Here is a 23,342-nt window from a genome sequence, read left to right as displayed (position 1 = left end):
GATTGCTCTTGCTATGACGAGTAGGCCGTAGCCTACTTGATTTTGATTTCGTAATCCATTCTGGCTTGGATGCCCGAGTTTACAATGGCTTTCTGCATCTGTTTGTAAAGCAAATAGTTTTCGCCAAATTCTTTTTTGGCGAAATACACATGGGCATTGTCTTTGGCTTCGGTAATAAACGATTTCCAAGGATCTATTTTCTCTGGATATTCTACAATTTGATAATCGCTAAGTTTGGCTTTTTTGGCAGCAGCTTTAATGGCATCGTTAAAACTGCCCAGGCGATCGGCCAATCCAATTTTTACGGCATCGCTACCCGTCCAAACATGCCCGCCGCCAATGCTGTCTACTTGTGCCTTTGTTTTTTTGCGGCCATCGGCAACGCGGGTAATAAAGCTGTCGTAAACATGGTTTACATCGTTTTGGATAATGAAGCGCTCGCCAGGGGTTAACGGACGGTTGGTACTCATGATATCGGCATATTGGCCAGTTTTAACCCCGTCGAAGGTGATGCCCAGTTTGTTGTTGAGCAGGTTTTGGAAATTAGGAATGATACCGAACACACCAATAGAACCCGTAATGGTGTTAGGTTGTACGAAAATACTGTCGGCCGCACAGCCAATGTAATAGCCACCCGAAGCAGCCACATCGCCAAAAGAGGCAATAACCGGCTTAACTTTTTTGCTCAGCACAATCTCGCGCCAAATCACATCGGAAGCCAGGGCACTGCCGCCTCCAGAATTTACACGTAAAACAATCGCTTTAATATCGTCGTCTAGTCGCGCTTTTCTGATGGCTCTCGAAATGCGTTCTGAACCGATTTGCTCGTCAGAACCTTCGCCCCCTACAATATCGCCATTGGCATAAATGACGGCCACTTGGCTTGGACTACCTGAGGTTGACGCAGGCAGTTTTTGCGCATATTTATTCAAAGGGATAGAAGTAATGTTTTCTTTTTTGTTTTTGCCGGTAATGGTCTTAAGTTCATCCAGCACCTCATCTTTGTAGCGTAAACCATCCACCATTCTGTAGGCCAAGGCATCTTTAGGCTGCTGTATCTTATAGTCATTGGCTAACAGCGCCAAGCTATCCGTGCTTATTTTTCTGGTTTGCGAAATGCCTTGTAAAAAGGTTTGGTAAAGTCCGTTTACGTAAGCGGTAACCTGTTGACGGTTGTAATCGCTCATTTTGGTGTTGATGAATGGCTCAACTGCGCTTTTGTAGTTGCCCACGCGGATAATCTGCGCCTCAACGCCCAATTTGTCTAACGCGCCTTTAAAAAAGGTAAGTTCAGAGCTAAAGCCTTTAAATTCTAAGGCACCTTGTGGGTTAAGGTATACTTTATTGGCTACCGAAGCGAGGTAATAAGCGCCTTGGCTGTAAACTTCGCTGTAGGCGATAATCGGTTTTTTGCTTTCCTTAAAATCGAGCAGGGCATTCCTTACTTCGAGCATGGTGGCCATGCCGGCATTCGGGGCGCTTACATTCAGGTAGATACAATCGATTTTATCGTCGGTTTTGGCAGCCTTAAGGGCTTTGATCAAGTCGTAAAATCCGATGCTTTTTACATCGCTGCCACCAATAATAGGCAAGCCCGCTAGAGAATTGGTTGGTGTACGTTCTGTAATGGCCTGGTCAAGGTCGATGTAAAGCACAGAGTTGTTCTTAACCTCCACGGGTTTATCTTCGCCTATAGAGCTGATTGCGCTAAAGATAACCACCATGAAAATGATGGCCAGCACAACAGTAGAGATGACAATGCCGATAACCGTAGCAAAAACGTACTTAAAAAAGTCTTTCATAAAAAGAATAAATATTAATTTGTAAAGATATAAAACCAATTCGCATCTTATAGTAAATTTGCACTCGCGATTTAAAATAGCATGCCACTGGAAAATATGAGTTTAGATGTAAAAAAAGCCTATTTGTTACTGGGCAGCAATTTGGGCGATAGACAATTATATCTAGCCAAAGCCTGCACGCTGATTGCCGAAGAGGTAGGAGCAGTGATAGGGCAGTCGGCCATATACGAAACCGAAGCCTGGGGCAAAACCGATCAGCCCGGCTTTTTGAATATGGCCTTGGCTGTAAACACGAGCTTAAGCCCATTAGCACTCCTGCACAAAGTATTGGATATCGAAAAAAAGCTGGGCCGGGTAAGGCATGAGAAATGGGGCGCCAGACTGATTGATATCGACATTATTTTTTACGGGAACGAAGTTGTGGATATCAAAGATGAGCTTCAGATTCCGCATCCGCAAATGCAGCACCGAAAGTTTGTGGTACAGCCTCTGGCAGCGCTTGCACCCGATTTTGTGCATCCCGTACTGCAGCAAACACTCGTCGAAATTTTGACCCAATTGGCAGATTCTTTGTCGGTAAAGATAATTTCTTAGCTTTGGTAAAATGATCAACGCTAACAAAAATAATGAGCCTTTAGACCTTTCGTATTTGCGGGAAATGTCTGGAAACAGCGCCGAATTTATCATCGAAATGCTCGATGCCTTTAAAAAGCAGACCCCGGTTTATTTGGCAGAGCTGGAAAAAGCAGTATTTGATGCCGATTGGAAAAAGGCATCGGAATGTGCGCATAAAATGAAACCTACTTTTTATTATGTGGGCAGGGAAGATGTACGCGACCACATGCAGGATATTGAGCGCAATGCGCGTGAACTGGTCGATATTCCCGGAGTGCAATTGGCTTTTGAACAAGCCAGGGACTTTATCAACAATGTGCTTTACAGGCAATTGGATGAAGCCAAAACGGTACTCGAAAAAGAACTCTAAACCCGATTAACTCTCTTTTGCCGCGCTGCTCCTGAAATGGAAGATAGAAAGCGCAATATACAGCACCAACACAAAAGGCACGGCTGTAAACCTTAAAAAGGCGATCAACACGGCCGAAAGGATCAAGAAGATAAATTTGAACTTGTTCTTTGCCCAGGTCATTTGCTTAAACTTCAACGAAAAAATCTTGATTTCGCTAACCAGCAAAAAGCTGTTAATGGCCGTGATGGCCAGCAACAAAATGCTCGATCCGATTACTGCGGGATAATCTTGGGCAATAAAGGGCAAGGAAACGATAAACAAGGTGTTCATCGGTGTATTGAGGCCAATAAATTCTTCGGTCTGCCTTTCGTCTATGTTAAACTTGGCTAAGCGCAGGGCCGAGAATACCGTAATGATAAAACCCAGGTAGGGCAGGTAGGCCGAACTAAAATCGCTGGCCTTGAGCAGCTGAAACATCACCACGCCGGGCAAAAAGCCAAAGCTCACCATGTCGGCCAAAGAATCAAGCTCTTTTCCAATGGCCGATTTCACATTGAGCAAACGCGCTACCATGCCATCAAAGAAATCGAAAATGCCCGATAGCAATACAAAATAGGCCGCGGTAAACAAATCGCCGCTAAAAGCAAACACAATGCCTATGCAACCCGAAAAAAGATTGGCACAGGTAATGGCGTTAGGGATATGCTTTTTCATTTTGTGAGGAGATTAAAGGCTGAGGGTAGGAAGGTGGAAGGTTTTTGGATGAAAAGTAGAAGGTATAAAGGTTGAAGGTTTCATGGCAGGTAGGTTTGAAAGTTGGTCTTCCGCCCGCTGCCTTTATGCCTTCAACCTCCTTCATTAGCCATTCATGGCCATTAAAAATTCTTCGTTAGATTTTGTTCCTTTAATTTGGGCTTGTACCAGCTCCATCGCTTCCTGGCTGTTCATATCGGCCAAGTGGTTGCGCAAGATCCAAATTCTTTGCAGGCTTTCACGGTCAAGCAACAGGTCATCTCTACGTGTACTCGAAGCTGTAATATCGATAGCAGGGAAGATCCGTTTGTTAGACAATTTACGGTCTAACTGAAGTTCCATGTTACCGGTACCTTTAAATTCTTCGAAAATTACCTCGTCCATTTTAGAACCGGTATCGGTTAAGGCAGTAGCCAAAATAGTTAATGAACCACCTTTTTCGATGTTACGCGCCGCGCCAAAGAAACGTTTTGGTTTGTGCAGGGCATTGGCATCAACACCACCAGATAAGATTTTGCCCGAAGCAGGTGCCGTGGTATTGTAGGCCCTGGCCAAACGGGTAATAGAATCCAATAGGATAACCACATCGTGGCCGCATTCTACCAAACGCTTAGATTTTTCCAATACGATGTTGGCGATTTTCACATGGCGTTCTGCAGGTTCGTCGAAAGTAGAGGCAATAACCTCGGCTCTTACGCTGCGTGCCATGTCGGTTACCTCTTCCGGACGCTCGTCGATCAGTAAAATAATCAAATAAACTTCTGGATGGTTTTTGGCAATAGCGTTAGCTACTTCTTTTAACAAATTGGTTTTACCGGTTTTCGGCTGTGCCACAATTAAACCACGCTGTCCTTTACCAATTGGGGTAAAAAGATCCATGATGCGGGTAGAATAGTTGCTGCTATCGGTAAACAGGTTGAGTTTTTCTGTCGGGAAAAGCGGAGTTAGGTAATCGAACGGCACACGGTCGCGCACATCGGCAGGCACACGGCCATTGATGGAGATTACCTTAACCAAAGGAAAATATTTCTCGCCTTCTTTCGGCGGGCGGATGCTTCCGTTTACGGTATCGCCCGTTTTTAGACCGAACAATTTGATCTGCGATTGCGATACGTAAATATCATCGGGAGATGACAGGTAGTTGTAATCGGCTGATCTTAAAAATCCATAGCCATCGGGCATGATCTCTAAAACACCTTCGTTGGTAATGGTGTTGTCGAAATCGAGGTTCGAATAGCTGGTTTCGTTCTGTTGTTGTTTATTGTTGTTTTGGTTCGGATTGTTCTGGTTTTTTTGAGGGCGATTGTCCTCTTTTGGCGCTTTTTCTTCGCCGGCAGGCTGTTGTGGCTTGGCCTCTTTGCTGGCCTTGTTTACCTCTTCGCGAGGGATGCGTTCTCTTTTGCCTTGTTTGGCTTGTTTTTGAAGCTTTTCGGCTATGGTTTCCAGGCGTTCAGGATCTTCTACAATGATAGGTTCCTCTGAGGCCTCGATAATTTGTTCTTCTTGTCTTGGTGGTAGCGGTTCGTCAAACAAAGTAATGGCTTCGCGTTCGGGTTGTGCAGTTGCTTCTTCGCCTTTGGCCGCAATGCGGGTCCTTTTGCGCGCCGGTTTTTCGGCTGGTGCCTCTTTGTTTTCTTTTTCTTTTACCGCTTTGGGCTTGGCTTCTTTTACCGGTGTTGCGGCGCTAGGCTCGCTAGCAGTTGTTTTATTGGCCTGTTGTTGTAAGATCTGTTCGATGAGGTCGTTCTTGCGCAACTCTTCTGCATTCTGAATGCCTTCGTTTTTCGCTAACTCACGTAATTCAGCAGTTAGCTTTTCAGTTAATTCTGTTTTATTAAACATTTATGTGTGTTTGTCGAGAAATTTTAAATAGGGTTTGTCAAAAGAATACAACGGAAAAATGCCTTTGAAACATTTATTGGAGAATAACTTGATTGAGGTTTTTCTGAGATATTCAGATTTACTTTCTGGAATTATGGCACAATTGTATGTATTTGAAAATTAATCTGCAACAAAAATTTGAAATTGTTAATAAATAGTTTCCTAATTGTAAACTGTTGAACCTCAAAATGCCCAGGAAAATTGGCATATTTGCGCACTATTTCCCCATAAAATGAATAAGCAACAACTTTTTGAGCAGATACAGCTAAAGAAATCTTTTTTGTGCATTGGTTTAGATCCGGTATTGGAAAAACTGCCAAAGCACCTGTTAAAATACGAAGATCCTATTTTGGAATTTAATAAACAGCTGATTGATGCCACCCACGATTTGTGCGTAGCTTATAAGCCCAACACGGCATTTTATGAGAGTAGGGGCGTAAAGGGATGGGAAACCCTGGTTAAAACCTGGCAACATATTCCTAAAGACCAGTTTACCATTGCCGATGCCAAGCGTGGCGATATTGGCAATACCTCGGCCATGTATGCCGAAGCCTTTTTTAACGAAGAAAGCTCGGCCATGAGCTTCGATTCAATTACCGTAGCACCTTATATGGGCAAGGATTCGGTTTCGCCGTTCTTGAACCACCCCAATAAATGGGTCATTCTGCTGGCGCTTACCTCCAATCCGGGTAGCCAGGATTTTCAGACCCAGCAAAGCAACGAACAGCTGCTTTACGAACAGGTAATCAAAACTTCTGCCACTTGGGCCAATAGCGACCAGTTGATGTATGTAGTTGGGGCTACTAAAGCTCAAGAATTTGAAAATATCCGCCGGTTGGCACCAGATCATTTCCTGCTCGTGCCCGGTGTAGGCGCACAGGGCGGAGATTTGGCGGCCGTTTGCAAATATGGCCTCAATAAGCAATGTGGTTTGCTGATTAACGCGGCCAGAAGCATTATTTACGCCAGCAGTGGCGAAGATTTTGCCGAAGCAGCAAGGGCCGAAGCCTTGGCATTGCAACAGGAAATGGAACAGCTGCTCAAGGCAGCACAGTTGCTATGAGCTCAAAAACCGATTTCAGGCTGATTGTTGCCCTATTGGCCGTAGCCATTATTTGGGGAACTACCTATTTGGGCATTCGCGTTGCCGTAGAAACCATCCCGCCTTGGTTTGTAACCGCCATACGCCAAACCATTGCTTCGCTTATTTTGTTGGTGCTGTTGCTGCGCAAAAAGGAACTGAAATGGATAGGCTGGCCTGCACTGAGAAGGCAATTGCTCTTGTCGGTACTCATGATCGTGATTGCCAATGGCATGACCACCGTAGCCGAACAGAGTGTACCCAGCGGATTAGCTTCCTTACTCAATGCGCTTTCGCCCATCGTTGTTTTCTTGGGAAGCGTGCTGATTGGCTTGCAGAAACCTAGTTTGAAGGGTTTTTTGGGCGTAACCATCGGCTTTTTGGGTGTTGCCTTTATTTTTAGGGACGGATTTGACGACCTGCTCGATCCCCATTATAAAACTGGGATTTTGTTTCTGGGTATGGCCATTTTAGGCTGGGCATCGGGCACAATTTATACCAAAAAATATTCCCACAAAAGCTCCAATATTTTTTTGGATCTCTTCTATCAATTTGTTTTTTCGGCCTTGGTGCAATGGGTGTTTGCCTTTGTTTTCTCGCCCGAAATCAAACCTGAAAAATGGACCGTTAACAGTATTTTGGCCGTGTGCTACTTAGGTGTTTTTGGTTCGGTTTTGGGCTACTTGGCCTATAATTATGCTTTAAAGAAGGTAAGTGCTACTGAGGTTTCCATTCTTTCCTACTTTAATACAGTAATTGCCCTGTTCTTGGGCTGGCTGGTTTTAGACGAAGTTATTACGATAGACCTGCTAGTGGCTACTGTGCTGATTATTAGTGGTGTAGTGATTACGAACTATAAAAAGAAACCGGCAATTGTCTAATCAGTTTCTTGCCGAGCAATTTATTTATTGCCCTTAGAAATTAAATTTCTCATCTATTGCGCTGGTTTTTAGTAAAGGTTAAATTTTGAGCAAGATGCTGTTTTACTGTGATTTAGTTGCTAAATTTCAGTATGAAACTGCCTGAGGAATTTCTGCATTTTATTTGGCAATTTAGGTTGTACGGAAGCCAGCGTTTGCAATTGGCCAGTGGAGAGGATTTGCTGGTTATCGAAACAGGTATGCCCAATAAAAATGCTGGCCCTGATTTTAGTCGGGCCAAATTGCTGATCGGAAATACCACCTGGGTTGGCCATGTAGAAATCCACGTCAAGTCTTCAGACTGGCTTATTCACCAGCACCAATTAGACGATGCCTACGAAAATGTAATTTTGCATGTGGTGTACGAAGATGACGAGCCGATTTACAGGCGAGATGGCACTTTGCTTCCTGTTTTGCGTCTGAAAGGCCTTTTTCAAGCTAAACTGTTAGAAAATTATCAGCAATTGATCGGTTCGGCTAACCGCTTTCCCTGCGAAAAGCAGCTGGCACAGGTAGACGAATTTCTGATCAACGGTTTTTTGTCGAGGGTTTTGGTAGAAAGGCTTGAGCATAAATCGGCAGCGGTATATGCCACTGTAGCCGAACTTAAAGGTAATTGGGAGGAAACATTTTATCGTTTGTTGGCAAAAAACTTTGGCTTTAACATCAATGCCGTTCCGATGGAACTCTTGGCGCAATCGTTGCCCCAAAAATTGTTGGCCCGTTATAAAGACCAGCCCTTGCAGATAGAAGCCCTGATTTTTGGTCAGGCGGGTTTCTTGAGCCAGACATTTGCCGAAGCTTATCCATTGCAGCTGAAAACGGAGTATCTTTTCCTGAAAAAGAAGCATCAATTAACGCCTATTGATAATTCGCTTTGGAAATTTATGCGCATGAGGCCACAGAATTTTCCTACGCTCAGGCTAGCCCAGTTTGCGGCGCTGATTATACGGAGCAATCATCTTTTTTCGAAAATATTGACTATCAAAGGTCACCAATCGATCCAAAAATTGTTTGAAGATTTGCCTGTTAATCCATTTTGGAAAACCCATTACCACTTTAACAAAAAGGCCGATAAAGTGAGCCTGCAGCTTGGCCGATCGTCAGTAGCCAACCTTTCCATCAATACCATTTCGCTCTGCTTGTTCGCCTATGGCAAGGCTATGGATCAATCTTATCTCATGACCCGTGCTTTTTCTTTGTTGGAGCATACGCCTGCCGAACAAAATGCCGTTATAGATTTATACCGCAACGCCGGATTGGAAATACATACGGCCTTTAATTCGCAAGCCTTGTTACAATTAAAAAAAACTTATTGCAACGAAAAAAAATGCTTAAATTGTGGTATCGGTATTAAGATTTTAAAGAAATAGTCATGTTTCAACGCATAGTTACCTTTTTCGAAAAACAGAGTTTTGGGGTATCCGCGTATTTGGCCAACAAGCTAAATATGAGTACGGCTAAGGTACGCTTGTTTTTTATCTATTCGTCGTTTCTGGCCGTAGGCTTTCCTATTTTGTTCTATATTTTGGCGGCCATTGTGCTGGATATCAGAACCTACATGAAAAAAGTAAGGCTCCGGGTTTGGGAATCTTAGTTCATTGGCTCATTTGTGGTCACTAGTTCATTGGTAAGGCTTGTAAGGTTGAAAGGTTTTGGCTTGCGAACTGAAAACTGCTTGTTTTTCACCATCTAAGGCACTTAAGAATAGCTGAATACTAAAGGATGTATGCTTCATTGATGTCCCTTTTGCGAAAGGTTAACTGAGAACTGAAAACTGCCAACTGTTTACTGAAAACTGTGTACTTTTTACCACCTAAGGCACCTTAGTTTAGTACCGACAATCAAACTGGTAATTGTTAAATGGTTGTTATTGTTGAATACCAACTGAAAACTGCCAACTGTGAACTGAAAACCGTATACTTTTCACTACCTAAGACGCTTTAGTTTAGTGCCGACATCAAACTGAGGATTGTTAAGTGGCTACTATTGCTGAATACCAACTGAAAACTGCCAACTGTTTACTGAAAACTTAAAACTGCCAACTGAAAACTAATCATCATCTCTCAAGATCTCCGCAATTTCGTGAAAGCCCTTTTCGGCCGCCAAATCGGCCGGTAGTTTGCCTCCTTCCATGCGCAGGGTAACTTCGGCGCCATGTTCGAGCAAAAGGATAATCAATTCGATATTGCCCAGTTGGGCTGCGGTATGCAAAGGTGCAGCGCCCGATTTTTGGCAAACGTTGGGGTAAGCACCGGCATCGAGCAACATTTTGGTAATGGTAAAATTATTGGCCGCAACGGCCGAATGGATCGGAAAAACGTTAAAGCCATTTTTGCTGGGCACATTCACTTCGGCTCCTTTGAGCACCAAAAAGCTGGCAATTTCTTCATGTCCGAAATAGCAGGCCAGGCCCAATGGCGTAAAACCATCAACCGAATATTCGTTAACGCTGGCCGGATTTTTAAAAATCAGCAAGGTTACATCTTCGAATTTTCCAATGGCACAGGCATCGAACAAAGTCAGTTCCGGAACAAATTCGGCAATGGCTTGGGCAATTTGAGGTTTCTTGTAATAGCAGGCTAATAAGATAGGCGAAATTTGATGCGAAGTGTTCTGCACGGCCAATTGGGGCTGCTGAGAAAGCAAAGCGATAAGCTCTGCCAATTGGTCGTTTTCGATCAAGGTTTCGAGATGCGTGATATCCATTTTGAAATAGTTTTGAAACTAAGCCCTTAAATTAACAAAAAATTAATGAGATATACATAAAACTCGTTAAATGCTCGCTAATGCAAATAATCGGGAAGAAAAGAAATGAAAAAATCCTGCTCAGGGTTGCCAAGCAGGATTAACCTAAAACAAAACTATTTAAACGAAATTATTCAGTTTGTAAGTAAGACGAAGGTTTTTGAAAAAAGTTTAATCGTGTTCAATTTTTTTACTCGCTTTATAGTCAAAATGTGTCTGTGGCTTCAGAAAGACGTTTTTTGGTAAATGACCATGTGCGATAAACATCTTTTTCGACGAGTGGCTTAACGGTAGCACTTAAAAATTTGTAAATTGAATGGTAATCAAACCTAAATTTTATGTTTAAAAACACATCAAAAATCAAAAATGTTCAACAGTTGAGCAGAAGCGAACAAAAGGCTATTCTTGGAGGTGCTGGCGGTGGCAATCCTCCTGATTTATCAAAATGTGGCTGCGACTGTGCCGGTAGGGTTACCGGTCCGGTTTATTGCGCACAGTATATGGCCTGCCTTCAGGTGTACACCTGTGACGATAACGCTGTTTAAGAGTTGGCTGTCCATTGAACCGAAAAACCACCCTCAGTACCGATGGTGGTTTTTTTTTGAACCGAATGCAGACTTGGAGCCAGCTCAGTAAAAAACGATTTTCACTAATCGCTTGTATCGATGTGGCCAGAACCAGCGTTATCATCGCAAGCAAAATAAATTGACTGTGCTTTTGCCAATTCTAAATATTTTGTTTAAATCGTAAAGGTTTTGTACACCACAAAACCACTATATGTTTTATATTTGTTGATTATATTTATTAACGAAAGATGTCGGTAAGGGGAAATCAATTTAAAGCCAATTCATTTAAGCAAGGTGCCGAACCATCAAAAGATGGACAGCGGCCAACAACCAGCAGACCGCCCCGCGCCAAAGTCGATATTTTGCCCAAGTTTGACCTTCAGAATGGCCGAGCGGTAAAAATCGTCGGACTTTTGTTCATCATTATTTCGATCTACTTTTTGGTTGCTTTCACGTCCTATCTTTTTACTTGGCAGGACGACCAGAGCTATGTGGTTGATGCCAACGGCGGCTGGAGCAATTTGTTTAAAACGGTTGACGAGCTCAAAAACAGCGGGGTAGAAGATCCGGTGGTACAGAACTGGTTGGGTAAAATAGGCGCATTGCTGGCTCACCAATTTATTTATGAATGGTTTGGGGTAGCTTCCTTCCTGTTCGTATTTGTGTTTTTCGTTATCGGCTATCGTTTGCTGTTCAAGGTTAAAATATTTGCGGTAGAAAAAGTATTGGGCTATAGCTTTTTCTTTCTGCTGTTCATTTCGCTCACTTTGGCCTTCGGACATTCATTCCTGGCTAGGACGCCACATTACTTGGAGGGCGAATTTGGCTATTGGAGCAACAAATTGCTGGTTGCCCAGATTGGTCAGGCAGGTGTGGGTGGCTTGATTATCTTTTTGGGCCTTACCATCCTGATTATCGCTTACAACATCGATTTTAAATTGCCTGCCCGCAAAACCGAAAATGGCGTTGTTCCAGAGGTGCCCGAGCATATCGAACTGGTAAACGAAGATAAGTCTGAACCGGTAGAATTTAGCATTAACGATCGTTATCAGACGGCAAATCAGCCCAAAAGAGAACAGAATATCGTGTTAACGCCCAACCGCTTTGAGGCGAAGGAAGAAGAGGAATCTAAGGAAGAAACACCGTTGCCTTTGCCAACCAATGTGATGCTGAACCCAACGGTAACGCCTCCGGTGGCTCCGGTTGTTGCACCTCCGATTGAAGTGGAGCCGGCAAACGAACCGAGCTTTACGATAGAAAAAACAGAAGAAGAAACCAAGGCCGAAGAACTGGTAGAACAGTTCGGGACTTATGATCCTACCTTGGATTTGGCTTCATATAAAAAACCGCACCTCGATTTATTAGAAAATTACGGCTCTAACAAGATTTCGGTTAATGCCGACGAGTTGGAGGCCAACAAAAATAAAATTGTAGAGACTTTAAATCACTACAACATCGAGATCGATAAGATCAAAGCTACCATTGGTCCAACGGTTACTTTATACGAAATTATTCCGGCGCCAGGCGTAAGGATTTCTAAAATCAAGAACTTGGAAGACGATATTGCCCTAAGCTTGGCGGCTTTGGGCATCCGTATCATTGCGCCGATGCCGGGCAAGGGAACCATTGGTATCGAGGTGCCTAATTTGCACCCTGAAATGGTGTCGATGCGCAGTATTTTGGCTACCGAGAAGTTTCAGCAAACCAATATGGATTTGCCGATTGCCTTGGGCAAGACCATTTCGAACGAGGTTTACATTGCCGATTTGGCCAAAATGCCCCATTTGTTGGTGGCAGGAGCAACCGGACAAGGTAAGTCGGTGGGTATCAATGCTATTTTGGTGTCTTTGTTGTATACCAAACACCCAGCCCAGCTCAAACTGGTATTGGTCGACCCTAAAAAGGTAGAGCTTACCCTGTTCAATAAAATAGAGCGCCATTTCTTGGCCAAATTGCCGGGCGAAGCCGATGCTATTATTACCGATACCAAAAAGGTAATCCATACCTTAAACTCGCTTTGCGTAGAAATGGATCAGCGTTATGATTTGCTGAAAGATGCGCAGGTAAGGAATTTAAGGGAATACAACGAGAAGTTTATCAAGCGCAAGCTGAACCCGAACAATTCACATCGCTATTTGCCCTACATTGTGCTGATTGTGGATGAGTTTGCCGATTTGATGATGACGGCTGGCAAGGAAGTAGAAACCCCGATTGCGCGTTTGGCCCAGCTGGCGCGTGCGGTGGGCATCCACTTGGTGCTGGCCACGCAAAGGCCATCGGTTAACATCATTACCGGTACCATCAAGGCCAATTTCCCGGCCAGGTTGGCTTTTAGGGTGTTGTCTAAAATCGATTCGAGAACAATTTTGGATAGTGGTGGCGCCGATCAGCTGATTGGTAGGGGAGATATGCTCTTATCAACAGGAAATGACTTGATTAGGCTACAGTGTGCGTTTGTAGATACACCAGAGGTTGATCGTATTTCAGAGTTTATCGGCAACCAAAGAGGCTATCCAGAAGCTTACCAACTGCCAGAATATATCGATGAGAACGGCGAATCTTCGAAGGCTGATTTCGATCCTGACGATCGGGATCCATTGTTTGAAGAAGCCGCACAATTGATCGTAACCCATCAGCAGGGCTCTACTTCGCTCATTCAGCGCAAAATGAAACTAGGTTACAACCGGGCTGGGCGTATTATCGACCAACTGGAGGCTGCCGGCGTGGTTGGCCCATTCGAAGGCAGCAAGGCCCGCGAAGTTTTGTTGCCAGACCAATATGCTTTGGAACAGTTCTTGAATAACCTTAACAACAAGTAACAGATGTACAGCTCCGTTAGCCAGTAAATGTAGTGTTGCTAACGGATTTTAAAAGAAAATTATGAAAAAGATAGTATTAGCACTCATTACAATCGGCGTATTTGGTTTTACCGCCCAAGCGCAGACAGACCCAAAGGCCAAGGAAATATTGGCAGCCGTAAGCAAAAAATACCGTTCTTACGATGTGGTAAAAACCGATTTTACTTTTACGCTGAACAACGCACAAGCCAAAGTAAAAGAAACGCAGCAAGGAACTTTATATGTAAAGGCCAATGCCAATAAATACAAGGTAGCCATGACCAACCAAGATTTGATCAGCGATGGCAAAAGCCAATGGACTTACCTTAAAAACGACAAAGAGGTTCAGATTTCGAATGTAGACAACAGTGGCGATGCCATTAATCCGGCCAAAATCTTTACCATTTACGAAAAAGGCTTCAAATACATCTACACTGGCGAAAACAAAGTAGGCAGCAAAGTTTACCAAATGATCGATTTGTCGCCAATTGATGTAAAGAAAAATGTATTCAAGATCCGTTTGAGTATTGATAAAGCATCTAAACAGATTACGAATGTGGTTATTTTCGAGAAAAACGGAAATACCTATACCTATAACGTAAAAACATTTTCGCCAAACGTAAAAGTGCCTGAAACCACTTTTGCATTCGATGCCAAAAAATATCCTGGTGTTGAAGTGGTCGATTTAAGATAATTGAATTGGGATACCTGTTGAAAAGGGTTCGGGTTTAGGCTCGAACCCTTTTTTAGTTTGCAAGTGGCAAAATTGTTTTAGAGATGGTTCATATTTGTTTAATATATCTATACAAAATAATCTAATTTAGGAGTTCATCTCCTTAAACATGAAAAAAATATATTATGCAGTTTTAGTCGCGTTAACGACTTTGAGCTTCACTGCCGTAGCTCAAAAAAGAGTGCTGATCATTGGCCTCGACGGTTTCAGCGCCGAAGGTTTTAAAGCCATCAAGCACCCCAATATCGATAAAATGGTAGCCGATGGCGTGCTCTCGTTAACCACCAGACCGGTAATGCCTTCGGTAACTTTGCCTAATTGGACCAGCCACCTTACCGGGTCTGGACCTGAAGAACATGGTGTAACCAGCAACAGTTGGACTGTGCAAAAGCATGAATTGCAGGCCATAGAAACCGACCAAGAAGGTTATTATCCGTCGATATTCAAAGTGCTGAAAGAAAAGGTTCCCAACGTTAAAATTGGCTACTACTACAATTGGGCAGAACTGATCAACTCGATCAATAGAAAATACCTCGACGAAGTTTCTTTTGAAGCGAATGACGGCTATGCCTCTAATTACCAAAAGGCTTTTGATTTTGTGGTGAAGCATAAAAATGAGCCGACTTTGGTTTTTTTGTACAATGTAAGCACCGATCATGCAGGACATAAATACAAATGGATGTCGCCTGAATATGTTAAGGCCGTGGAAGAAGCCGATGTGGCCATTGGAGCTTTGTTGGATAAGTTAAGGGATGCAAAACTGTATTCGGGTACGCATTTTATTTTGATGACCGATCATGGTGGCATTGGGAACGGGCATGGCGGCACGAGCATGAACGAAATGCAGGTGCCCTGGGCGATAACCGGTCCGCAGATCAAAAAACGGGGCTTGATGACCGAACCCAACAGCAATAAAAATACGGCTTTGGTTATTGCACATATCTTTGGTTGCAAGGATCTTCCCAAATCGTGGACTGGTGTAGTGCCTCGATCCATTTTCAAATAATATTTCGTTTTGTAGCAAGGATGGTAGCCTGTATCAATTTGATACGGGCGCTTTTCGGTTTGAGTTATGTCCGTTTTTTATTAATATTGTTTAACCACCCAAACAAAAAAGATATGAAAAAAGTCGGATTTTTTTTGGCCATGACCTGTTTAAGTATGGCCGCGTTTGCTCAAAGTACCTACACGTTAAAAGGCAAGGTAAAGGGCAGGGACGAAGGCAAAATTTATATTACCTATTACGACGAAAACAACAATCTTAAAAACGACAGCACGGCTATTAGTGCCGGAAATTTCGAATTTAAAGGCAATTTGATTGGACCGAGAACGGTTTTTCTTAAAGGGACTTCGGATAACAAAAAGCTGAATAGCACCAATTATGCTACGATGTTTATCGAACCCGGCACCATGCTGCTCGAACTGACAGAGGGTGATTATGAACATTTCAAGCTGTCGGGCTCCCCGATGCAGGATGATTATTACAGGTTAATGGCATCCAAAAAATCAATTTACGATGAAATGAAGCCTTTAAGCGAGGCTTACGATAAAGCTAACTTGGCTTATATCAAATCCATGAAAGATAAGGCACCTGAAGCGGTACAGGATTCTCTCCAAAAAAAGGCTAACCAAATACGCAATCAGTTCGACCCTTTTAGTGAAAAGCTCAATAAGATTGATAAACGTTTTTTTGCCGAAAATCCGGATTCGTATGTCACCGCTTATTTGATGATTTTCGAGGCGTCTGACGCTTCGTTGGCGCAATTGGAAAAAATGTATCACAATTTGTCGCCGAGGGTACAAAAAAGCAGTTATGCCCAAAAAATAGTGGACGAGATCGAAAAACTTAAAAAAGGCTCGCCAGGAGCAATGGCAACATTATTTGAAACAGCTGATATCGATGGCAAAATGCTAAGTCTGGCCAATTTTAAGGGCAAATATGTTTTACTGGATTTTTGGGCAAGCTGGTGCGTACCTTGTAGGGAAGGCAATCCCCATCTGAAAAAACTGTATGCCCAATATCGCGACAAAGGTTTCGAAATTATCGGTATTTCTGACGACGATAGTAAGCCTGAAGCCTGGCATAAGGCGGTTAAGCAAGACGAGATAGGCATTTGGAAACATGTTTTACGTGGTTTGAAACGAACCAATGATGGCATTATGGCATCCACACGTTGCCCACCAAGATACTGATTGATAAAGAAGGCAAAATTATTGGACGTTATGGTGGTGGCGGAGAAGATGACGGAGCCATGGATAAAAAACTGGCCCAAATATTTGGTAAATAAATGGAAGATACTGAGCTTAGCCTATGGCTATTTCACAAGCGGTTTAGATTTTGAAAATAACATTTTTAGGTACAGGTACATCGCAAGGCATTCCCGTAATTGGGTGTGGCTGCGTGGTTTGCCAATCTACAGATCATAGAGACAAGCGATTAAGGGTTTCGGTATTGGTAGAAACCGATGATAAGACCATCGTGATCGATAGCGGTCCGGATTTCAGGTACCAGATGTTGCGGGCCGGGGTAAAAGACTTGGATGCCATTTTGTTTACGCATGAGCATAAAGACCACATCGCTGGATTGGACGATATCAGGCCGTTTAACTATTTGTTGCATAAGCGGATAGATATTTACGCTACTTTAAGAGTACAAGACGCTTTGCGCCGCGAATTTTCCTATATTTTTGAGGATACCAAATATTTCGGATTGCCCCAGATTAACCTGCATACCGTAGCACTCGAGCCTTTCGAGGTGGGGAAAACAAAAGTTATACCTATTGAAGTCATGCACTTTAAATTGCCGATTTTAGGCTATCGCATTGGCGATTTCACGTACATCACCGATGCCAAGACGATTTCGGAAGAGTCGTTTGCACAAATAAAGGGTACGAAATATCTAGTGGTTAATGCTTTGCAAAAAGAAGCGCACATCTCGCATTTCACCTTGGAAGAAGCCATAGCCTTTGCCGATAAGGTAGGGGCAGCGCGGACTTATTTTACGCACATCAGCCACAATTTGGGCAAACATGTCGAAGTAGAAAAAGAATTGCCTGCCCACATTCGTTTGGCGTATGACGGACTAGTGTTGGATGTGGAGTAAGGCAGTTGGCGGTTTTCGGTTAGCAATTTTCAGTTCGCAGTTATCAGTTAACGTTTAACAATAGCAACCATTTAACAATTTTCAGCTATCAGTGGCAACAAAAGGGCAAAGTAATCTAAGGTGTCTTAGGTGGTTGAAGAAATAGTGGTTTTCAGTTGGCGGTTTTCGGTTCGCAGTTTTCGGTTGACCCTCAACCATAGTAACCACCTAACAATTTTCAGTTATCAATGGCAACAAAGACACAAATAACCTAAGGTGTCTGAGGTGATAAAAAAATAATGGTTTCCAGTTCTCAGTTCTCAGTTGGCAGGTACTTATGCAGTAATAGAAATTCATTAATCAATAAATTTAACGCTAAGGCTTTAAAAATTGGAGCATTCCATTATATTTGCAGCATTATACCCGGGTGGCGAAATTGGTAGACGCACCATCTTGAGGGGGTGGCGCTGGCAACGGCGTGGCAGTTCGAATCTGCTTCCGGGTACAGGGCCCTAGCGAAAGCTAGGGCTTTTTTGTTTTTAGGCCATTTAGCAAAATTACGATGATTTGATGCTAAAATTTCCAGTGACCCTTGCGGACCTTGATCTTTTTTAGTGCATTTATTTCAAAATGGTTTTTAATCGACTAATATGGAGATGAAACATTTTTTAGGTATCTTATTGATTTATCCATTATGGATGACTATTTTGGGCTATAATTATTTAACGCTCTGCTCTATTTCGTCAAATGGGTATTTCCTGCTCATTGGAATATCAACGTTTATATAGTTTAATCAAATCACTTAGTATGAAACGAGTAAAAAGTCTTGTGTACAACAAGTTTGTATTGGACATAAATGAACATCACCCCGTCGATTTATTTGCTTTGCTTAGCGAGGCAAAATATACTGATGAGAATGGGATGGGATTTACTAGGGTCACAGGGGATTCTACCTATGTAGAAGCTACTTTACTAAAACGGAGTTTTACCTATATTCAAGAATTTGATCCGATTGAGAGTGACCTTGTTAGGAAGCAAATCGCTGTCTTTTCATCTGTGAATTTTTCAATAAATAGTATGCTAAGACTTTTAACCGTATATGGAGGCCAGATTCAATTAAATATGGTAAGAACCATGCTCCGAAACGTACAAGGTTTAAAATATAATGCTGAACCCATATTATTAAACGCTAGAGAATTTAACGAAACTTTAATCGATAAGAAAGTTAATTCTAGCATTCGCCAACTTACCATTCGCCGATTCAATTATGAGAATGGAATGATTGGTCGGTTTAGTGGGGAAGTGGTAAAGCAGTCCACAGCACGTGAGCTATTGGAGCACTATAAAAGTTCGGTAGTTAAAGTAGTTTTTGGTGTTTTGATAGAACAAGAGGAATTGCTAGTACAAATACTACCCAATGGCAATGTCAAGCTACTGTGTGACGAAGATGATTTTGAATATTATTTAGATTACCTTAAACAAATTATATTTTCTTAATGCCTGAAGATCAAGCTGTAAATGGAGATCGTTGGAACGGTCAGTTTACTAAACTTTTGGAATCAATTGGCTGGACTAGTCTGGGGGATGCCAACATGGATTTAACTAATGAAGTAGATGAGCAACACGGTGTAGACCGGTTGTTCACATTTGTAAACTCTTTCATCGATGGAAGGGAAGAAGCAGTGATTTTTGAGGCTAAGAACTATCTTACTACAAGCTATAATTCGGGACATATCGATACTTGGATAAAAACATTGGATAAGAAGATTAGTAACCTAAAGAATTCGGAAAGGCTTTATGAAATGTTTCCATCTCTTCAAAGTATGCCTTTTAGAACAGGTGTTATTGCCATCTGGTTTTCCGACCTTGATAATTATCCTTCATTTCGTCAAAAATTCATAGATTCCCTAGCAAAGGTCAAGCTTAATAGGCAGCAAGGAGATTCGAATCATATATATGTTCTTGATAACAGTGGTGTTTTGCGATTAGCTTCACTTTTTATGGCAATAGATGAGATTAATCGCCATAAAGATACCAAAGACCCCTTTCAGTTCTATTTTCCTGCCGCAGGAAAAAGACAGGCGGTTAACCATTCGGCGGTGCTAGCTCTTAATTATTTTCCTGCAAAATTTATTTTAGGGCAATATACCGATGTAAATCATGTGGAACACCGTGTGGTATTTTATTTGGGTAGGTTAGATATCGCTTCCTTTGAACGATTGCAAAATGCGCTTTCAAATATTGGTTTTTTAGATACCCAAAAACCTTTGACAATATTTACTTATCAGCGTGATGACAATTTTTATCGTAAGATTAAACCTGAATTAGAAAACATTTTTGCTGGACTTACAATAGATGCCCAGGAAATGGAGTACATCACCCAACTTCCGAGATTTATGAGAAAAGATTAAACTATGGAGAGAAAATATCCAACACATTATGAGCTGATCCAAGTGCTCAATATGCTACACAAATCAGTATTAGATGAATTCGCTCAATCTAGAGGTATTTTTATCACTAAAGCAGGAATTCCAGAATTAGCATCTGAGCTTGCTAAACAATTTTTTGATAATGAAGATTTGGAAGTCATCAGGTCTAAGGCATATCATCGTTCGAGTTCTCATGCTTTATCGGGATTTACCGTTAAAACAAAGAACAAAGAGTTTAATTTGAAAAGTGTTTATCAAGGCATATTTGATAGTGGCATATATCAGAAGCTAGAGCAGAAACTCACAGCCCCCGTTTTGGTTGAACCGGAAAAGCAAGTATACAAAGCCTCGCTAACTTATCGCAAGATTAGACCGGGTCGTATTGAATTTCTTCAAGACGAGACCACCTCTTTTGAGTTCCAAATGGAACCACTAGGGGATGGCAGTTGGCAGGTTGAGGTAGATAGTAACCGGTCAACTGATATCAAAGCGCTACAAGATCTTTTTAAAGAAGGAATTAGCAATGACTATGATATTGAAGAATTGGAGCAGGATTTATTGACAGATTCTAATTCTATAGATTTTTTTGACAGATTATCTAAACATGGTATGTCCGATGAATACCGGTTTTCGGATATTAAGCACCTGACGTTAAAAAGAGGAACAAATAATTCAAGTGAAGATAATGAAGAGGGTGAGAAAGAGGTTAGTGGAGATGAGCTGGTTGGCATCTCACAGGCAGTACTTGAAGGGAAAAATCTTCGAGAAAATATGTTTGTTCAAAAGTCTGTAGAAAGTGGCTATCGTTTTAACGCGATGACATATGAATTTGAACATATTAAAAGTACAAAGACCTTACAACTTAAAGCGGAATTTAAAGGCCGTCCTAAAGTTTTTGAAATAAGTATTCTTGGTGGAAGCGAAAACAGCGAAATTACGCTTACTAAAATTCCAATGGAATTATCTGCGAAAGAGAGTAGATATTTACGATCTGTATTCTGGAACAAAGCCAAAGAAATATATTTAGATATTTTGAAAACTCCATTTACAAAAGCTATGTCTTTTGGGCCAGATGTTGATAACCAGCCCGTTGTTGTGGCCAATGATTTAGCGGAAGAGATAGTCACAGTGACGGAAAAACCTGCAAAGGGTAGAGGAAAGAAATCTCAAAAATAGAAACGATCACATTACCAACAGCAAGGGTGAATTAGATCCTTTGCTGTTATCGTTGTTTATAACATTTCTCATTTTAAACTTTTTAACTACTTTTTGCTTTACAGATTAAATCTATTTCGGTAATCTGTTTTGCATAGAAATTGTTTAGTCTGCTAACTAGGATATTGGATTATCAAGTAAAAATTATGGATGCTGAGTGCTGTCGGAACGAGAAGCAAAAACAATAGCTCGTATGGACTGTTCGGAAAGGAAATGGGGCGGCTACAATCTACGATCAGAATATTTTACCTTTAAAAAAGCAACTGTAAATGTGAAAAACCATACTATTTAGTATTAAGCATAGAAATCTCATGTTTGCTATGATAATTTATAAATACACATGATATCAGCCTCAGTATTATTTTGCCAATGTTCTTCTATCAAGGACGCTCGTTCGCTCTTATCAAATATCTCCAAGTGGTCTAGATACTTTTCGAGCCATTTCTTTTGTGTTTGCATTTCCTTTTCTGAAAATATTCGTTCTTTTTCTGAATATAGTAGTCGCTTAAAGTCTGATGGGGATAAAAGACTATCTAGGTCTTCTAACGTAAAATAATGCTTGATATATATATCATTTTCGGGGTTGCTGGGATCATTCATATAATATTTATCAGAGTGAGCCCAAACATATATAAATGATCCAGATACCAAATTTACTTTCAATTGGCTCATAATCTCCCTGCACTGTTGTAAACTAAAAAAGTGCAAGATGTTTGCCAAGAAAACCACAGAATAAGTTTCCTTTGGTAAACTATCACGCAACAAAGTGAGGTTGTGCAATATTATAGAAAAAATGTATAGGAAACGAGCTTTTACAGTTTCCGTACTTACGAAAACACTTATGAAAAGTTAGTTTATTGCCCTGGCTTTCTGTAACGTTTCTTCTATGTTATGCGTTAAAATTGTAGGGATAAAATCTTCTCTTGGCGTTCCGTTGATGTGGTAAAGCCGTTCAGTTGGAAATTGAAACCCTATTTTGGTTTCCGACATTTGAAAGTTTGAGATTGCACCCAGCAAACCTGCCATTTTTGTCCCAATAATTTTAGCTCTATTCATGCCGTCAAAACCAATTGCCATGCCTTCTCCCATACTTCCTGTCCAATGGCCGACCAAAACATAAACTTTTCCGCTGTAAATTTTCTTGCGCGGTGCTACATACTCCGCCCAATGTCTTTTGGTTTGGTATTCTTTTTCGTCAAATTCGTGAACTTGGAAGGGTAGGAGTTTATTTGTAAATCTCCCCATTATTGCTCTTGCAACAGTCGAATTTCCACCGCTAGGCGTTTCTGTCAAATCGATAACCAGGTTTTTATATTGAAACAAACTATCGAGTGCCTGATCAAATGCCGCAATCAGCTGATTGTTTCCGAGGGAATTGTTGATTTTGATGTAGGCGGTATTTTTGTTTAGTATTTTATCAAAAATGAGTTCACTTCTATTTCCATAGCTAACAGGATTGAAAGTTTTAGGATTTCCATTTTCAATTGCAACAATCTCCCTGTTTGTATCGTGGGTTCCTGCAAAAAGCATATCGATAGCATATTGATACATTTTTTGATGGTATTGGTTGGTGAACTTCGGCAAGAATTTTTTTAACTGCTCATCAATAGGCTTTCCGTTGAACATGGTTACTTCCATTCCTATTTTTAAGCCCGCCAAATCTGCCCCAAAACCTTTTCTCAAATCTTTTATGATATATTGGTTTCCCGATTTTTCGATATACAAATCCGAACCGGATGGAACTAATCTGTTGGATGTTTTTAGATTGGTACTTAACGAGGAATGTCCGTTATAAAGTTCATTCAACATGTTTTCAAGCAACTGAATAAAATCGCTGTCGTTTGAAATTTTCTCGGCCTGTGGTTCGTATATTTCTTTAACTTTATTCCAGTCAATGCCTTGTTGGTCAAAATAGGCGTAATTATTATTGATGTCGGACCAAAATTCCCTAAAGTCTTTTTGATATTTTGTTTGTGCGAAAGCGGAGTAACCATGAATTAAGATGAGTATGGTTAAAGCGAGTTTTGTCAAAAGTCTTCTGTTCATACGTGGTTGTTGCGGATTTGTCGCCACATTTTCCATACGGTTCGTCCTTAAATAAGATTGGTATGTGGTTTGGCAGGCTTTGTTTAGATAGCCACTGGTCTTAGCGCAAATTTTTTAAGTCCCAAAGCCTATTCCTGCTGCAAATATATCACATGTTTGTGAGATTTATTTGTTTCTTTAGCATGGAAAATTCAGCCCTTCATCTCGATTTTATCAAAATTTAGTCGGCCACTGACAGCATCAGGCTCTTGCAACTATAGAAAGATGTCGCCTTGGTTGTAT

General features: G+C 41.6%; 20 protein-coding genes and 1 tRNA gene. 16 read left to right on the top strand and 5 right to left on the bottom strand.

Going from position 1 to position 23,342, the window contains the following annotated elements; translation table 11 throughout:
• Positions 1–32 precede the first annotated feature (32 nt).
• On the bottom strand, positions 33–1,802 hold the full coding sequence (gene sppA, locus VRU48_RS06765) for a signal peptide peptidase SppA (RefSeq protein ID WP_330107160.1): 1,770 nt from the start codon (positions 1,800–1,802) through the stop codon (positions 33–35).
• Between the two features lie 81 nt (positions 1,803–1,883).
• Here sppA and folK point away from each other — a divergent pair, with 81 nt between their 5' ends.
• Both folK and VRU48_RS06755 read left to right on the top strand, forming a co-directional pair.
• The gene (gene folK, locus VRU48_RS06760) at positions 1,884–2,396 is read left to right on the top strand and encodes a 2-amino-4-hydroxy-6-hydroxymethyldihydropteridine diphosphokinase (protein WP_330107159.1); all 513 of its coding nucleotides are present in this window, start codon (positions 1,884–1,886) and stop codon (positions 2,394–2,396) included.
• Between the two features lie 10 nt (positions 2,397–2,406).
• Positions 2,407–2,787, top strand: a complete 381-nt coding sequence (locus VRU48_RS06755; RefSeq protein WP_330107158.1) for an Hpt domain-containing protein — start codon at positions 2,407–2,409, stop codon at positions 2,785–2,787.
• 6 nt (positions 2,788–2,793) lie between these two features.
• Here the strand turns inward: VRU48_RS06755 and pssA are convergent, their stop codons facing one another.
• Both pssA and rho read right to left on the bottom strand, forming a co-directional pair.
• Positions 2,794–3,483, bottom strand: coding sequence for a CDP-diacylglycerol--serine O-phosphatidyltransferase (gene pssA, locus VRU48_RS06750; RefSeq protein WP_330107157.1), 690 nt, complete (start codon positions 3,481–3,483; stop codon positions 2,794–2,796).
• Positions 3,484–3,627: 144 nt separating this feature from the next.
• Entirely contained in the window at positions 3,628–5,364 is a 1,737-nt protein-coding gene (gene rho, locus VRU48_RS06745; protein WP_330107156.1) for a transcription termination factor Rho, read from the bottom strand.
• Positions 5,365–5,635: 271 nt separating this feature from the next.
• Here rho and pyrF point away from each other — a divergent pair, with 271 nt between their 5' ends.
• From pyrF to VRU48_RS06725, 4 genes are all read left to right on the top strand, one after another.
• Entirely contained in the window at positions 5,636–6,466 is an 831-nt protein-coding gene (pyrF, locus tag VRU48_RS06740) for an orotidine-5'-phosphate decarboxylase (protein WP_330107155.1), read from the top strand.
• Positions 6,463–7,365: a DMT family transporter gene (locus VRU48_RS06735; protein WP_330107154.1), complete on the top strand. Its 903-nt coding sequence runs from the start codon at positions 6,463–6,465 to the stop codon at positions 7,363–7,365. The genes pyrF and VRU48_RS06735 overlap by 4 nt, the downstream gene beginning before the upstream one ends.
• A 131-nt stretch (positions 7,366–7,496) precedes the next feature.
• Complete coding sequence (locus VRU48_RS06730) at positions 7,497–8,777, top strand: DUF2851 family protein (protein ID WP_330107153.1); 1,281 nt, start codon at positions 7,497–7,499, stop codon at positions 8,775–8,777.
• Between the two features lie 2 nt (positions 8,778–8,779).
• Positions 8,780–9,001, top strand: coding sequence for a PspC domain-containing protein (locus tag VRU48_RS06725; RefSeq protein WP_330107152.1), 222 nt, complete (start codon positions 8,780–8,782; stop codon positions 8,999–9,001).
• A 455-nt stretch (positions 9,002–9,456) separates the two neighbouring features.
• Here the strand turns inward: VRU48_RS06725 and VRU48_RS06720 are convergent, their stop codons facing one another.
• On the bottom strand, positions 9,457–10,113 hold the full coding sequence (locus tag VRU48_RS06720; protein WP_330107151.1) for an ankyrin repeat domain-containing protein: 657 nt from the start codon (positions 10,111–10,113) through the stop codon (positions 9,457–9,459).
• Positions 10,114–10,490: 377 nt separating this feature from the next.
• Between VRU48_RS06720 and VRU48_RS06715 the strand changes: the two genes are divergently transcribed.
• From VRU48_RS06715 to VRU48_RS06670, 10 genes are all read left to right on the top strand, one after another.
• Positions 10,491–10,697, top strand: a complete 207-nt coding sequence (locus VRU48_RS06715) for a hypothetical protein (protein WP_330107150.1) — start codon at positions 10,491–10,493, stop codon at positions 10,695–10,697.
• Between the two features lie 269 nt (positions 10,698–10,966).
• Positions 10,967–13,537, top strand: a complete 2,571-nt coding sequence (locus VRU48_RS06710; RefSeq protein WP_330107149.1) for an FtsK/SpoIIIE family DNA translocase — start codon at positions 10,967–10,969, stop codon at positions 13,535–13,537.
• 61 nt (positions 13,538–13,598) lie between these two features.
• Positions 13,599–14,249, top strand: a complete 651-nt coding sequence (lolA1, locus tag VRU48_RS06705) for an outer membrane lipoprotein periplasmic chaperone LolA1 (protein ID WP_330107148.1) — start codon at positions 13,599–13,601, stop codon at positions 14,247–14,249.
• A gap of 148 nt (positions 14,250–14,397) precedes the next feature.
• Positions 14,398–15,294 (top strand): alkaline phosphatase family protein, encoded by an 897-nt coding sequence (locus VRU48_RS06700; RefSeq protein ID WP_330107147.1) that lies wholly within the window; start codon positions 14,398–14,400, stop codon positions 15,292–15,294.
• A 113-nt stretch (positions 15,295–15,407) separates the two neighbouring features.
• Positions 15,408–16,481: a TlpA disulfide reductase family protein gene (locus tag VRU48_RS06695; RefSeq protein ID WP_330107146.1), complete on the top strand. Its 1,074-nt coding sequence runs from the start codon at positions 15,408–15,410 to the stop codon at positions 16,479–16,481.
• A 145-nt stretch (positions 16,482–16,626) separates the two neighbouring features.
• Complete coding sequence (locus VRU48_RS06690) at positions 16,627–17,391, top strand: MBL fold metallo-hydrolase (RefSeq protein WP_330107145.1); 765 nt, start codon at positions 16,627–16,629, stop codon at positions 17,389–17,391.
• A 400-nt stretch (positions 17,392–17,791) separates the two neighbouring features.
• A tRNA-Leu gene (locus VRU48_RS06685) sits at positions 17,792–17,875 on the top strand.
• A 302-nt stretch (positions 17,876–18,177) separates the two neighbouring features.
• Positions 18,178–18,867, top strand: coding sequence for a hypothetical protein (locus tag VRU48_RS06680; RefSeq protein ID WP_330107144.1), 690 nt, complete (start codon positions 18,178–18,180; stop codon positions 18,865–18,867).
• Entirely contained in the window at positions 18,867–19,781 is a 915-nt protein-coding gene (locus VRU48_RS06675; protein WP_330107143.1) for a PD-(D/E)XK nuclease domain-containing protein, read from the top strand. The genes VRU48_RS06680 and VRU48_RS06675 overlap by 1 nt, the downstream gene beginning before the upstream one ends.
• 3 nt (positions 19,782–19,784) lie before the next feature.
• Positions 19,785–20,975, top strand: a complete 1,191-nt coding sequence (locus tag VRU48_RS06670) for a hypothetical protein (protein WP_330107142.1) — start codon at positions 19,785–19,787, stop codon at positions 20,973–20,975.
• 888 nt (positions 20,976–21,863) lie between these two features.
• On the opposite strand, the gene VRU48_RS06665 is transcribed toward VRU48_RS06670, so the two are convergent.
• Positions 21,864–23,060 carry a S41 family peptidase gene (locus tag VRU48_RS06665; RefSeq protein ID WP_330107141.1) on the bottom strand — a complete coding sequence of 399 codons (1,197 nt, stop codon included), beginning with the start codon at positions 23,058–23,060 and terminating at the stop codon, positions 21,864–21,866.
• Positions 23,061–23,342: the final 282 nt, after the last annotated feature.

The sequence above is a fragment of the Pedobacter albus genome, assembly GCF_036324255.1.
In the GTDB taxonomy this organism is placed as follows: Bacteria; Bacteroidota; Bacteroidia; order Sphingobacteriales; family Sphingobacteriaceae; genus Pedobacter; species Pedobacter albus.
The sequence above is the reverse complement of the archived record's forward strand: the minus strand, read 5'-3'. Positions and strand labels throughout refer to the sequence as shown.

Bases quoted from the DNA above. Each gene is read 5' to 3' on its own strand.
- sppA (WP_330107160.1), bottom strand. From the start codon at position 1,802: ATGAAAGACTTTTTTAAGTACGTTTTTGCTACGGTTATCGGCATTGTC.
- folK (WP_330107159.1), top strand. From the start codon at position 1,884: ATGCCACTGGAAAATATGAGTTTAGATGTAAAAAAAGCCTATTTGTTA.
- VRU48_RS06755 (WP_330107158.1), top strand. From the start codon at position 2,407: ATGATCAACGCTAACAAAAATAATGAGCCTTTAGACCTTTCGTATTTG.
- pssA (WP_330107157.1), bottom strand. From the start codon at position 3,483: ATGAAAAAGCATATCCCTAACGCCATTACCTGTGCCAATCTTTTTTCG.
- rho (WP_330107156.1), bottom strand. From the start codon at position 5,364: ATGTTTAATAAAACAGAATTAACTGAAAAGCTAACTGCTGAATTACGT.
- pyrF (WP_330107155.1), top strand. From the start codon at position 5,636: ATGAATAAGCAACAACTTTTTGAGCAGATACAGCTAAAGAAATCTTTT.
- VRU48_RS06735 (WP_330107154.1), top strand. From the start codon at position 6,463: ATGAGCTCAAAAACCGATTTCAGGCTGATTGTTGCCCTATTGGCCGTA.
- VRU48_RS06730 (WP_330107153.1), top strand. From the start codon at position 7,497: ATGAAACTGCCTGAGGAATTTCTGCATTTTATTTGGCAATTTAGGTTG.
- VRU48_RS06725 (WP_330107152.1), top strand. From the start codon at position 8,780: ATGTTTCAACGCATAGTTACCTTTTTCGAAAAACAGAGTTTTGGGGTA.
- VRU48_RS06720 (WP_330107151.1), bottom strand. From the start codon at position 10,113: ATGGATATCACGCATCTCGAAACCTTGATCGAAAACGACCAATTGGCA.
- VRU48_RS06715 (WP_330107150.1), top strand. From the start codon at position 10,491: ATGTTTAAAAACACATCAAAAATCAAAAATGTTCAACAGTTGAGCAGA.
- VRU48_RS06710 (WP_330107149.1), top strand. From the start codon at position 10,967: ATGTCGGTAAGGGGAAATCAATTTAAAGCCAATTCATTTAAGCAAGGT.
- lolA1 (WP_330107148.1), top strand. From the start codon at position 13,599: ATGAAAAAGATAGTATTAGCACTCATTACAATCGGCGTATTTGGTTTT.
- VRU48_RS06700 (WP_330107147.1), top strand. From the start codon at position 14,398: ATGAAAAAAATATATTATGCAGTTTTAGTCGCGTTAACGACTTTGAGC.
- VRU48_RS06695 (WP_330107146.1), top strand. From the start codon at position 15,408: ATGAAAAAAGTCGGATTTTTTTTGGCCATGACCTGTTTAAGTATGGCC.
- VRU48_RS06680 (WP_330107144.1), top strand. From the start codon at position 18,178: ATGAAACGAGTAAAAAGTCTTGTGTACAACAAGTTTGTATTGGACATA.
- VRU48_RS06675 (WP_330107143.1), top strand. From the start codon at position 18,867: ATGCCTGAAGATCAAGCTGTAAATGGAGATCGTTGGAACGGTCAGTTT.
- VRU48_RS06670 (WP_330107142.1), top strand. From the start codon at position 19,785: ATGGAGAGAAAATATCCAACACATTATGAGCTGATCCAAGTGCTCAAT.
- VRU48_RS06665 (WP_330107141.1), bottom strand. From the start codon at position 23,060: ATGAACAGAAGACTTTTGACAAAACTCGCTTTAACCATACTCATCTTA.